The organism is Flavobacterium sp. B114r, from assembly GCF_056824125.1.
Map to the genome: position 1 here is coordinate 1,074,615 of NZ_CP124858.1, position 13,148 is coordinate 1,087,762.

Sequence of the window (13,148 nt, forward strand, 5' to 3'; positions counted from 1 at the left end):
ATCATGGTACAAGAAATTATTGCCTTTGTCATACTATTTATCGCCGTTGGCTTTTTGATTAGAAAGTTCTTTTGGAAATCTAAAAAGAAAAAAGACTGTGGTGACGGGAACTGTGGATGTTCATAAAAGAAGGTTCAAAGTTACACAATCCCGATAGCTTTCGGGATCGCAAAGCTTTTTTGCAATATCTGCAAGTCCTGCTGCGCGAAAAGTTTACAAAGTTATATCTAGAAATAGAATTCAAAAACTAAATACATAATAAAAATGGCTTCATAATCTGAAGCCATTTTTTATTGCTAAAACTCTAACTAAAACTGACACCAACTCTATTATTTCAATCATTATTGATCCGTAAATTTAATAGTAAAAATATTTATAAAAAATGCTGGCGGAAGTTTAAAAGTTGCTACTTTCGATTCGTTTAATAAACCGAAACAAAGACTAACAATTAAAACTCGCTCAGATGGCAAAAAACTTTAGATCAAGATTTTTAAAATTAAGTAAATGGTCCGCCGGACTTTTTATTTTATTATTTGCATTCAGAATTCTGTATGGTTACGTAGCAGCTGATTCAACTTCACGCAATGATTACAGCGATAATTTTTTTGGAAGTATTGACAATCTCCGAAAAAATTACGCTTCAGAAAAAATTGCAATGAAGGGTGATAATATTCAGGCTCCATCGAATATGGCGTCGAGCCAAAAATTTGAAAAGACGGCTTCGATTAAAGCAAAAACATCTGAATTTGATAAAGATGAAAGTCTTATCAAGGCAAAAACAAAATCATACAATGCCATTATTCAATACGAACAAAACCTGGGACAAAAAGGCAACAGGCAAATTCACCTTCTTATTGGAATAAATCCGGCAAAATTCGAGGATTTTTATCTTGAACTTCAAAAAATCGGGGTGCTTAAAGACACTGAAATCACTAAAGTTGACAAAACAAATGAGTACCGCCAACTAAACGCTAAAAAGATTTCGATTGAAAAAATGCTTCAATCGCTGACTGAATTAAAATCTAAAGGCGGACAAATTGCAGATTTCATTTCCCTGAACGATAAAATTTTAGAAGTCGAAGAGCAATTGCAGGGATTGGGAGTTGAACTTGGAAATTTTAATACCGAAAATGAATTCTGTACTGTACGATTTTCGATGTACGAGGGAGCAACAGAAAAAAGTATCAGCTTTATGCACAGAACTAAAGTGGCTCTTGAATGGACAATAAAATATTTTGCAATAATTGCCATTACATCTCTTTTCATTCTAATAGCCATCTTTGTTTTACTTACCATAATTGATAAACTAAAAATTATAACTACTTTAAACAATAAGTTAAACGAATAATAATAAAAAATGGCTTCGTAATTTGAAGCCATTTTCTATTACTGAAAACTGAGACTGAGACTGAAAAACTTATTTAACCCCTTCCCACTCAGCATAAAACTGCGCCAGGAACAACTCCATGAAACGATGTCTTTCGGCAGCGATTTGTTTTCCGGTTTCGGTATTCATTTTATCTTTTAAGAGTAACAGCTTTTCGTAAAAATGATTTATTGTTGGCGCATTATTCTTTTTGTATTCTTCTTTTGTCATATTGGTGACTGGCGCAATTTCCGGATTATATAAGGTTCTGTTTTTAAATCCGCCATAATTGAACGCTCTTGCTACTCCAATCGCTCCTATTGCATCTAAACGGTCCGCATCCTGAACGATATCTAATTCTACAGAGGCAAACTTCTTTTCGAAATTTCCGCCCTTATATGAGATGTTTTCGATAATATTAACCACATGCTGAATAATGGCTGTCGAAACACTTTCAGATTCCAGAAACAAATGTGCCGTTTTTGGTCCAATAGTTTCATCTCCGTTATGAAATTTGCTATCTGCAATATCGTGGAGCAAAGCTCCTAACTGAACCACTAGTAAATCACAATCCGTATCTTTTGCGATTAAAAGTGCATTTTTATACACGCGCTCAATATGAAACCAATCGTGTCCGCCTTCGGCGTCATTTAGTTTTTCTTTTACGAAGGCAATTGTTTTGTTTATTAAATCAGAATTACTCATAATGTATGTATTTGTCTGCGTGATTAATAGCACACGGATCTTGCGGATTAAACGGATTTGCGCAGATTATTTTAATCTCTTCTTTCGGAAATCCTTATGGAATAAAAAATGTTGATTGTCAAAGTTTTTCAACCTCAACAATCAACAATATGTTTTTAAATGGTAATATCAAATATCAATTGCAAAAATCAATTTTAAATCTAAAATCAGAAATCTGTAATCTAAAATTTTTACAATCTCGCTGGTTCTACCCATTTAAAGATATGTGATTCTTGCGGAATTACTAATCTCTCCGAAATTCTTGCCATACGACCTGGTAATTTCATCAAATAATCACGTGCTTTTTCGGCATCGTCTGTTAGACCTGACATTTTATCAATTTCCCATTTATCCATTAATTTCTGCATAATATCTACATAATCGTTTGCAGTGTAAACTCCAATACGTTGTGCAGAATCAGAAAACTGTTCGAAAGCTGAACTTATCTTTTGCCCTGATTCTCTTAAAAAGTGAGCCGGCATAACGATTTTTTGTTTCATCATGTATTGAAACGCTAACATCATTTCGCTTGGATCAACCGCAAAAATACGGGTAACAAATTCGCTATACGCATGATGATGACGCATTTCGTCACCAGCAATCATTTTACACATTTTAGACAACTTGTTATCACCAAATTTCTTAGCCATTTGGGCTACTCTATTGTGCGAAACATAAGTTGCTAATTCCTGGAAACTAGTGTATACAAAGTTTTTGTATGGGTCAGATCCAGTTCCAATATCAAAACCGTCGTTGATCAGGTGCTGTGTTGTCATTTCGATTTCACGCATGTTCACACGACCGGACAAATACAGGTATTTATTCAATAAATCACCGTGGCGGTTTTCTTCACCTGTCCATTGTCTGATCCATTTAGACCATCCGTTTCCACCGTTTTCTATCTGATTTATTCCTTCCACATCCATTAACCACGACTCATAAGTTGGCAAAGCCTCTTCAGTGATTGTGTCACCTACAAGCGTTACCCAGAAATCATATGGCAATTCTTTGGCAATTTCACGTAACTCTTTTACCTCCTCAAAGAAATTTTCTCCTTCAGAATTAGGCAAAAAGTCTGACGGCTGCCAAATTTTTTCCACTGGAATTAAATACTGTTCAACGAAGCTATCCACGTTTTTTTCCAAAAACTGCATTACTTCTAATCTAATGTTTTTTATAGACATTACTTATTTTAGATTGGGATTTCTGTTTTAGTTAAATTTCTGAAACAAAAAATCTATTTATACTCGTTTACTCCTTCTACAACTGCCTTCTCTGTCATCGCCATTAAATCAGCAAAGTCATAGTCTTTTACGGCCAAAGCCTTATGCACGGTAAAGGTAAGATGATTTCCTAAACCTACAGGAAAAAGGCCAAATTTTACCATTTTCCATGAATTATTGATACTTACCGGTACTATATACGCAGAAGGCGCATATTTACACAGAATTTTTACACCATTTTGAGCGAACTCTTTAGGTTTTCCTGTTTTACTACGCGTTCCCTCAGGAAAAATAACGGCAGACCTTTTGTATTTTTCAATATATTCAGACAAACCTTTAATTGCCGGAATAGCTTGTTTTGGGTCTTTACGGTCGATTAGCACTGATCCTCCGTGACGCAAATTATAAGACACACTAGGAATTCCCTTACCTAACTCTTTCTTGCTTACAAATTTACAATGAAAACGTCTAAAATACCAAATCATTGCAATGATATCATACATACTTTGGTGATTGGAAACAAAAATAATAGGAACTCCTGTTGGAATTGTTTCTCTATTTTCGACCTTATAGGTTGTTCCTACCAGATTTGTACATCTTAAAAGGCAGAAATTTAAATAATCAACACTTTTTTTATGAGCCTGATAGCCAAAAACATTTAGGCAAATCCACTGTATTGGATGAAATACAAGCAAACACGAACTAAAAATTAGATAGTAGATTACAGATATTGGATAGGAAATTATTTTTTGCATGCTTAAAAAATTAATGCCCAAAAGTAATAAATATATTTTTAGCCGTATAAAAATCGAAAACAATAACCATTTTATTGTTTAATTGTACCTTTGCACTATAAAATTGCAAATTTTTTCTGAATTAAATGAACTTTACGTACCCAAAAAAAGAACGCTTAAAGAGCAAAACGACAATTGATTTACTGTTTTCTGATGGAAAATCAGTTTCTAAATATCCATTACGTTTGGTTTACCGTCAAGCGGAAGCTGATGCTGATGAAAAAATCAAAATGGGCGTATCGGTTTCTAAGAAATATTTTAAAAAAGCCGTTGATCGCAATTATTTCAAGCGTGTTTTAAGAGAAACGTACCGATTGAATAAACATTTACTCTTAGACAATATTCAGCAACCGTATTCTATAATGTTTTTTTATCAGACGAAAGAAAAATTATCGTACGAAGAAATCAATACCAAAACAATTCAGTTGTTTGAAAAATTCCTTCTGCAGGTAAACAAACCTGTTGATTCTGAAAATAAAAATGATTTGTAATCCTTCGGCTTCAACTTTCTTATCAAATTAGACTTAGGAATATAAAAAAATTGTAGTTTTAGATTTAATTTGAAATTGATATGAGATATATTTTCTTTTTCTTTTTTGTCCTTTTGACCCTTTCAGGTTGTAATAAACACGAAGAACCATCTTCTAATTTGATTGTTAGTTCATTTAAGCTTCCTCCAAAAAATGAATCTGCCGCCAGTTCAGATGCAAAAGATGAAATGGCTGCTCCCGCTTCTCCTGAAATTCCACAAAAAATTATTAAAGAGGCTTCTCTTCGATTTGAAACCGATAATTTAGAAGATACTTTCAATAGAATTCAAAGTGCTGTTACTTTAAATAAAGCAACGATTCAGAATGATTCTGAAGGTAAAGATTACAACAACATCTATAGAAATCTAACTATTCGTGTTCCAAGTCAAAACTTCGATGCTTTTATAAATGCTATTTCAAAAGGTGTTTCTTATTTTGAAAGAAAAGATATTTCTTCTCAAAATGTTACTGAACAATACATTGACCTTACTTCGAGATTAAATACGAAACGAAAACTTGAAGAACGCTATCTTCAGATTCTTCAAAAAGCAACCAAAATTAGTGAGATCTTAGAAATTGAAAAACAAATTTCGACAATCCGTGAAGAGATTGAGGCTAAACAAGGACAACTGAAATATCTGGAAAGCCGCGTTTCTGAAAGCACTGTTACCATCGAATTCTACAAAACTATTGCTCAAAAAGAAGGTGTTAAAACCTCGTACGGATCAAAAATCTGGGCGGCGATTCAATCCGGATTTTATAGTCTGTCAGAATTTTTAATATCGATCATTAGTGTTTGGCCATTTATTATAGTATTTTGCATATTCGCCTATTTTATTAGAAAGAGATTTAAAAGAAAAAAAAAATAATCATGTATCCTTATTTCAAAAAGAAATTCATCATACCAACTGTTGCGGCAGGGTTTTTATTTATTGGAACCAGTTTCAAAGACGACTTTTTTGAGATTGCGAAACAAATCGAAATCTTTACTACATTGTTCAAAGCGGTTAATACCAATTACGTCGACGAGACAAATCCCGGCGATTTGATGGATAAAGCCATAAAAAGCATGTTGGGAAGTTTAGATCCTTATACAGTTTATTTTAATGAACAGGATGTTGTTAATTTTAAGATTAATAATACGGGAGAATATACCGGAATTGGCGCTCTGATATCCAGAAAGAAAGATCGCTTAGTGGTTCGTGAACCTTATAAAAATTATCCTGCTGATAAAGCCGGACTTAAAGCGGGTGATGAAATTATTCAGATTGGTGATGTTTTAATCGCTGATTTTAAGGATGATGCTTCTCAATTGCTGAAAGGAACTAAAAACACTAAAATTCAGGTCAAATACCTTCGTCAGGGAAAACCTTTTACAACAACACTGATTTTGGATGAAGTTGATATAAAATCGGTTCCGTTCTTTGGAAAAATCGACGATAAAACAGGTTATATTGTTTTGGCACATTTTAGTCGAAAAGCTTCCAATGAAGTAAAAGACGCACTTGAAAAATTAAAAGCTGACGGCGCCACACAAATCGTGCTTGATTTAAGAGGAAACCCTGGTGGCTTACTTAATGAAGCCATTGATATTTGTAATTTATTTGTTCCGAAGAATGAGGTAATTGTAACTACAAAATCAAGAATTGAGAAACATAACAATACTTATAAGACGACTAAAGAACCTGTGGATACCCAAATTCCGCTGGCGATTTTAGTAAACGGAAGAAGCGCTTCTGCTTCTGAAATAGTTTCTGGAGCTTTGCAGGATTTAGATCGCGCGGTGGTTTTAGGAAGCCGCAGTTTTGGTAAAGGTTTGGTTCAACGTTCTGTTGATCTAACTTACGGAACGCAGCTAAAAGTTACTATTTCCCGTTATTATACTCCTTCAGGTCGTTGTATTCAGGCATTAGATTATGCACACAAAGATAAAAACGGTGTGGCTCAAAAAACGGATGCTAAAAACTTCAATGCTTTTAAGACCAGAAAAGGAAGAACGGTTTATGACGGCGGCGGTGTTTTGCCGGATATCGAATTAGACGAAGCGAAAACAAGTCCAATTACGACTGCGTTATTAAAAAATGACGGAATCTTTGATTACGCTACAACGTATTATTATAAAAACCAGAATCTGGGAGATAAGATCCCAACAGTCTCTGACGCTGATTATGCAAGTTTTAAGCAGTACTTAAAAACCAATAAAATAAGTTTTGATACGGAAACCGAAGTTGCCCTGAAAAACACTTTGGCTGCTGCTAAAAACGAAAAAATTGACGAAACTATCGCTCCGGAATATCAGCAATTATTAGCTGCTTTGGAAAAAAGTGAAACTACTTTACTGGATAAAAACCAAAAGGAAATTAGAAATCTGATTCAGGAAGAATTAATCAAGAGATACCAATATCAGGAAGGTTTATATCAATTTTACATTAAAAACAATTCGGAGATTAAGAAAGCCGTTAATGTTTTAAATAATCAGACGGAGTATAAGTCGATTTTGAAGATGTAAATTAAAAAACATAATAAACAAAAAAGCCTTTATTGACTAAACGTTAATATAGGCTTTTTTGTTTTTCAACCGCTTAGATTCAGGATCTATTAATCTAGCTAATAATAAATCATGCTCTTACCATCTCGATATGCGGAATATCGTCCTCCAGATACATTTCGCTGGTCTGAACAAATCCATGGCTTTCGTAGAATTTCTTTAAGTATAATTGAGCACCAATGGTAATTTTATCATTATTGAAGTTCGATTTTATGGCTGCTATGGCTTCGCGCATTAAATCGTGTCCCCATTTTCTATCGCGAAAATTGGCATCTACTACAACTCTGCCTATTGAAGCATTATCAAAACTAATTCCGGCATCGAATAAGCGCACATATGCGACTGTTTTACCATCATATTCGCCAATTAGGTGCAATGCTTTCTTATCCTTTCCATCAAGGTCTAAATAAACGCAATTTTGCTCGACTACAAAGATCTCACTTCTTAGTTGGAGTAAATTATATAACTCATGAACCGTTAAAGCCTCAAACGGCTTTATTTTCCATTTTAATTCCATTCTCTGTTTATTCCTTATTTTTTATTTCTATTCTCTATCTTCTATTTTCTATTCTCCATCTTCTTTTCTCTTTTCTCTATTCTCTTTTCTCCATTTCAAAATGATTTTAAGCCAATTAGAATTTTATCGTTTATCAATTTTGACTGATTTTATAATGGCTTCCAGATCGAACATTAAGTCTCTTTCCTGATTGGATGGGGAATAACAAAATCCTTCGATAACTAAAATTCGATTGTATTTTTCGTCTACAATTGCATAATTGATAAATGGGCCAGACATAAAATCATTTTTTAACTCCCAGTTTCCTCTGGTTTCATATGCTTTTTTTTCATCTAAAGTAATGGTCGAAAAATAAGGCGCATAAGCTTCACCGGTAATCATTTTTGTATTTGGTTCACGTCCTTTGATATAACTTCCCACAGAATCACGCATTTTGATAATATTACCAACAACATTTGAGCTCTTTTTAAAATTACGTAAGGGTATCTGGTAAATAAGCAAACTTGTATTGCCACTGATTATATCTTTTTTTAACCAGATGAAGTTCTTTTTATGCAACATGTATTCGTAACCTGTTGGAATCTGGATGTCGATATGGAATTTGTTTTTTATGATCGTAGGGTTTAATAGCGATTTGCTATTGTCTTCCTGGACTTTTTGAATCTCTGCGTCACGAATCATTTTGATTATTTGCGCAGAGTTTAGTTCGATGCTGCAAATAATATCATCGACAGATTTGCCGTAGATACGAAATGTATTGTGTGGTAATGATTTACTGTGGGTGATTTCGAATTTATCTGTATTGGCTTTTTTAACTACTATAATGCTTCGGCTATCGGTCACGAAACCTTCGAGTAAACGGGCCGGATATTGATTTATGGTAAATAATGGTTCTTCCTGGGTGAGTCCCAGAACTGGTGAAGCAAATTTATTTCGGATACTATCGCCTACTTCTCCATACCACAATTGATCGTCTATAATGATAGAGATCGAGTTGGTTTTGCCGGATACTGGCTGGGATTGCTTTTCGTTCCTGAAACACGAAATGACCATAAACGGAATTAACAGCAATAAAAAATGGGTTTTATTCATTTTCTTAATTTATGAAATAAAACCCAAATTTATGTAAGATTTTTTATTATCCGTTTATTTTAAGTTTCATTCCTGGTTTAATTTCTCCGTCTTTAATGTTATTCCATTTTTTAATATCTGAAATGGTAACTCCAGGATATTTTTTAGAAATACTATACAACGAATCTCCTTTTTTAACGTAATAATCTTCTGCAAGGTCTTTGGCTGAAGTCGCTTTTTTCCTGAATGAATCAATCGAAGAACTGGAAGCTATTGCAGTAGTTACTGCACTTTCTTCAATAATTTCAGGAACTGCTTTGGCAACTACCAATGTTTTACCTAAACCAATATTATTTGAAGTCAGACTATTTAGTTCTTTTAGATCAGCAATAGTCGTACCGAATTTTTTAGCAATGCTTCCTAAATTATCTCCGGCCGCAACAACATATTCTTGCGAGTGTGTATTGTTTTTGTCTTTGTCATCAACTGCAGCAATTGCTTCTTCTGATTTTTTCTCGATTGCAAGTGTTGCTTTTATCTCTTTTGGATTTTTAACAACTGCATCAATATCTGATTTAATCTTTAGGCTTCTTCCAAGTGCAACGGAATTTGTTTTAAGGTTATTCCATTTTTTCAAATCGATAATATTCACATTATACTTTGCTGCGATGGTACCTAAATTATCACCCTTTCTAACTTTGTACCATTTTAAATCTGTATCGATTGTTCTCTCTGGTCTTGCATGTGCTTTAGGGGCAACTTTTAAAGCCAATTGAGCCGGTAACGTTTTATTTTGTGATTGATAGGCTACGTAGTCGTAAATTTTATCCTCATTGGAAACAAACGTTGCAATTTTATCTTTGGGTAAACGCAAATAATGCGGTTCTCCCTGATAAAATGGTACTACATTTAATTTATATGAAGGATTTAAAAGTTGTATCTGAGATTGTGGCATGTCTAACAAATCTGCAATTTGTTTGAATGACATTTGATTTTTAATCTGAACTGTATCTGTTTCAAAGTTTTTAACTACGGCTCTCTGCGGATTGATTCCGTGTTCTTTATGGTATTCAAAAAGATACATTGTAGCTAGAAAAGCGGGAACATAACCTTGGGTTTCTTTTGGAAGATGGTTACGAATGTCCCAGTAACTTGTTTTTCCTCCGGAACGACGAATTGCTTTGGTAACATTTCCGGGTCCTGAATTGTATGAAGCGAGAACAAGCTCCCAATCTCCAAAAATGTTATACATTTTTGTCATGTATTCAGATGCTGCGGCTGTAGCTTTAAGAGGATCGCTGCGTTCATCAATGTACGAATCTATTTTCAGGGCATATTGTTTACCTGTTCCGTACATGAATTGCCAAATTCCGGTGGCGCCCATTTTAGAAACTGCTTTAGGATTTAAAGCAGATTCTACAACGGCTAAATATTTAATTTCTAAAGGTACGTTCTGTCTGGCAAAAGCATCTTCAAAAATTGGGAAATAATATTCTGATAAAGCCATTAATCGGGAAAACGATTTTTTACGATTCTTAAGAAATGACTTTATTATATTTTCTAAACCTTGATTGTATTCAATATTAAATGGTGATTTGCCATTCATTGCCTTCAAACGCTGTTTCAACAATTCTGTTGGCAATTCTTCATCAACTGTAACATCTGTGTTGATGGTTTGAATGTCTTTTGTTAAGTCATCATAAATATCTAAACTTACTAATTCATTCATCCAAAGACTGTCAACTCTGGTTGCCATTTCGTCTTTTTTGAATGAGTTCTTAACAGAATCTAAATAGGATATCTTTACAATTGGCTTAATTTCAACATCTGTTTTTGCAACATCCTGCGCAAAAATTGACATAGAAAAAAACACCGAAACTACTATTGATATTTTTTTTACAATCATATAACATTTTTTTAAAATTCTATAATTCAAAGCATTACAGAAACCTTACTTTTGCAAACTTAACCAGTTTATGCATGTAAACTATCTAAAAAAATGTTAATTGTGATAATTTAGTCCAAAATCGCAGCGATTCCAGGCAAAACTTTTCCTTCTAACATTTCAAGCATAGCCCCACCACCAGTGGATACATAACTCATTTTATCTTCGAATCCGAATTGTTTTACTGCAGCAACTGAATCTCCACCACCTACTAATGAAAAAGCTCCTTTTTCTGTAGCTTCAGCAATATAATCACCTAAAGCAATTGTTCCTTTAGAGAATGATTCCATTTCGAAAACTCCTAATGGACCGTTCCATAAAATAGTTTTTGAATCTAAAATTACTTTTTTGAAGTTCTCTAAAGATTTAGGACCTGCATCAAGACCTTGCCATCCATCAGGAATTTCTCTTACGTCTACTACTTTTGTATTTGCTGTGTTTGAGAAATCATCTGCAGCAATAACATCAACAGGAATATGAATCTGAACTCCTTTTTCTTTAGCTAGTCTTAAAATTTCAAGTGCTAATTCTTGTTTGTCATCTTCACAAATAGAATCACCAATTTTACCACCTTGTGCTTTAATGAATGTAAAAGTCATTCCGCCGCCAATGATCATGTGATCTACTTTGTCTAAGATATTTTCGATAACGGTGATTTTAGAAGATACTTTAGATCCTCCAAGAACTGCTGTTACCGGTTTTTCGCTATTTTTAAGTACTTTGTTTAAACTTTCTATTTCTTTTGCTAACAATGTTCCAAAACATTTTTCTGTTGGAAAGAATTGAGCAATAATAGTTGTTGAAGCGTGCGCTCTGTGTGCAGTTCCAAAAGCATCATTTACATAAATGTCTCCTAGTGATGCCAATTCTTTTGCAAAAGCAACATCTCCAGCTTCTTCTTCTGCGTGAAAACGTAAATTTTCAAGCAATAAAACTTCTCCTGGTTTTAAATCTTTGGCTGCAGCCTGAGCTACTTCTCCAACACAGTTTTCAGCAAACTTAACCTCAACTCCTAAAATTTCAGAAGCTGTTTTCAAAATATGCTTTAAAGAATATTTTTCTTCAACACCTTTTGGTCTTCCTAAATGCGACATCAAAATTACACTTCCGCCTTGTGCTAAAATAGCATCAATAGTTGGTTTTGCAGCTTCGATACGTGTAGCATCAGTTACATTAAAATTTTCATCCAGTGGTACATTAAAGTCAACACGGATAATTGCTTTTTTATTTTTAAAATCGAAATCGTTTAAAGTTTTCATTAGATAATTTTTTAGTTTTTTTGAAAGAAAAACAAAGATATAACTTTTAAAGTACTAATAAATTTGATAAATAATAAAAATAACCTACCTATAACAACGAAAACGATGTAAATGATAAAAAAAAACAAATTATATATTAAATACGCTTAAAAAGCTTAATTAATCACGAATAGGACTTTGTGTACAAGGACAGTTACTAATTGCCTGTAAGAAATCGAAACCTATTGTTATGGAGTGTGTTCCTGTGTTATAGTTTCCGAGCTGGTTGAACATTACCTGATACGAATATCCAAAATAAAATTTAGATTTCATGAAACCTACCATTGGCCCTACTGATAAAGGCTTTGGGAACTGATCGTTTAGGAAACGGTATGAAACTCCTACCCAATAATAGTCTTCGTAACGGTTGTAACGTCTGTATTTGAAGTTGAAATCGGTTGTAGAACGTCCGTCACTTGCAAAATACTGGTAGTAAACTGATGGTTCGTATTCGATACGGCTGTTTTCTCCGTCGTTAAAAACATAACCGGTATACACTTGATAGTTCGAAAGAAGGTTAGGCTCAACTCCTCTGTATTTATCGGTATTTTTCTTTAGTATATTATTGACATTCAAACTGGCATAAAATCCTTTGTTACGATACAAAAGACTGACATCGAAGTTGTTGTTTGCATTATAACGATTATCTGTTACGGAAGGATCTATAACGGGATGTTCTATTGTGGTATCAAACTCATTCGTGTTAATTCTGAAAGTATTAAAGTTATACGAAATTCCGAATGATAAATATTGCTTTGAATAATAATCTAAAATAATATGATGTGCGAAAGAAACTTTTGCTCCTGTTTGACGCGTATAACCATTTCTGTCATTATAAAGTGAGATACCTACTCCGGAACGATCCAGAACTCTAAAATCTGCATAAAGTGATTGGTTATCCGGTGCATCTTTAATACCCACCCATTGTGTAAGACCGTTGGCTCTAATTCTAAGGTTATCTCCAATACCGGCAAAAGCGGGCGAAATAACAAAAGGATTGTCTGCTAAATATTGCGTAAAAACTGGTAGGTTTAACTCTTGGCTGTAACTTGTTGTTACAGCCATGAGTACTAAAGATAAAATAAACTTTTTCATTGTAATTAATTTTTTAG

Annotated in this window: 13 protein-coding genes; 5 read left to right on the top strand and 8 right to left on the bottom strand. The window is 33.8% G+C overall.

The window, feature by feature from the left end; all coding sequences use genetic code 11:
- Positions 1–3 precede the first annotated feature (3 nt).
- Both QLQ94_RS04855 and QLQ94_RS04860 read left to right on the top strand, forming a co-directional pair.
- Positions 4–126 (top strand): FeoB-associated Cys-rich membrane protein, encoded by a 123-nt coding sequence (locus tag QLQ94_RS04855; protein WP_276598342.1) that lies wholly within the window; start codon positions 4–6, stop codon positions 124–126.
- A gap of 337 nt (positions 127–463) precedes the next feature.
- Positions 464–1,348: a DUF4349 domain-containing protein gene (locus QLQ94_RS04860; protein WP_427401162.1), complete on the top strand. Its 885-nt coding sequence runs from the start codon at positions 464–466 to the stop codon at positions 1,346–1,348.
- A gap of 69 nt (positions 1,349–1,417) precedes the next feature.
- Here QLQ94_RS04860 and QLQ94_RS04865 read toward each other — a convergent pair whose 3' ends face one another.
- The 3 genes from QLQ94_RS04865 to QLQ94_RS04875 form a co-directional block, all read right to left on the bottom strand.
- On the bottom strand, positions 1,418–2,071 hold the full coding sequence (locus QLQ94_RS04865; protein ID WP_482499270.1) for an HD domain-containing protein: 654 nt from the start codon (positions 2,069–2,071) through the stop codon (positions 1,418–1,420).
- Between the two features lie 230 nt (positions 2,072–2,301).
- Positions 2,302–3,294 carry an acyl-ACP desaturase gene (locus QLQ94_RS04870; RefSeq protein ID WP_271336700.1) on the bottom strand — a complete coding sequence of 331 codons (993 nt, stop codon included), beginning with the start codon at positions 3,292–3,294 and terminating at the stop codon, positions 2,302–2,304.
- A gap of 53 nt (positions 3,295–3,347) precedes the next feature.
- Complete coding sequence (locus tag QLQ94_RS04875) at positions 3,348–4,088, bottom strand: lysophospholipid acyltransferase family protein (protein ID WP_427401160.1); 741 nt, start codon at positions 4,086–4,088, stop codon at positions 3,348–3,350.
- A 125-nt stretch (positions 4,089–4,213) separates the two neighbouring features.
- Between QLQ94_RS04875 and rnpA the strand changes: the two genes are divergently transcribed.
- The 3 genes from rnpA (at position 4,214) to QLQ94_RS04890 (ending at position 7,166) form a co-directional block, all read left to right on the top strand.
- Positions 4,214–4,618: a ribonuclease P protein component gene (rnpA, locus tag QLQ94_RS04880; RefSeq protein ID WP_427401159.1), complete on the top strand. Its 405-nt coding sequence runs from the start codon at positions 4,214–4,216 to the stop codon at positions 4,616–4,618.
- Positions 4,619–4,698: 80 nt separating this feature from the next.
- A complete protein-coding gene (locus tag QLQ94_RS04885) occupies positions 4,699–5,526 on the top strand; it encodes a DUF4349 domain-containing protein (protein ID WP_427401158.1) in 828 nt (275 codons plus the stop codon).
- Positions 5,527–5,528: 2 nt separating this feature from the next.
- Positions 5,529–7,166, top strand: a complete 1,638-nt coding sequence (locus QLQ94_RS04890) for a S41 family peptidase (protein WP_427401157.1) — start codon at positions 5,529–5,531, stop codon at positions 7,164–7,166.
- A 109-nt stretch (positions 7,167–7,275) separates the two neighbouring features.
- Here the strand turns inward: QLQ94_RS04890 and QLQ94_RS04895 are convergent, their stop codons facing one another.
- From QLQ94_RS04895 to QLQ94_RS04915, 5 genes are all read right to left on the bottom strand, one after another.
- Positions 7,276–7,722: a GNAT family N-acetyltransferase gene (locus tag QLQ94_RS04895; RefSeq protein ID WP_427401156.1), complete on the bottom strand. Its 447-nt coding sequence runs from the start codon at positions 7,720–7,722 to the stop codon at positions 7,276–7,278.
- A gap of 123 nt (positions 7,723–7,845) precedes the next feature.
- Complete coding sequence (locus QLQ94_RS04900; RefSeq protein WP_427401155.1) at positions 7,846–8,814, bottom strand: DUF4837 family protein; 969 nt, start codon at positions 8,812–8,814, stop codon at positions 7,846–7,848.
- 46 nt (positions 8,815–8,860) lie between these two features.
- Positions 8,861–10,699, bottom strand: a complete 1,839-nt coding sequence (locus tag QLQ94_RS04905; RefSeq protein ID WP_427401154.1) for a LysM peptidoglycan-binding domain-containing protein — start codon at positions 10,697–10,699, stop codon at positions 8,861–8,863.
- Positions 10,700–10,809: 110 nt separating this feature from the next.
- The gene (locus QLQ94_RS04910) at positions 10,810–11,997 is read right to left on the bottom strand and encodes a phosphoglycerate kinase (protein ID WP_482499271.1); all 1,188 of its coding nucleotides are present in this window, start codon (positions 11,995–11,997) and stop codon (positions 10,810–10,812) included.
- Between the two features lie 159 nt (positions 11,998–12,156).
- Complete coding sequence (locus QLQ94_RS04915; protein ID WP_482499272.1) at positions 12,157–13,131, bottom strand: PorP/SprF family type IX secretion system membrane protein; 975 nt, start codon at positions 13,129–13,131, stop codon at positions 12,157–12,159.
- Positions 13,132–13,148 lie beyond the last annotated feature (17 nt).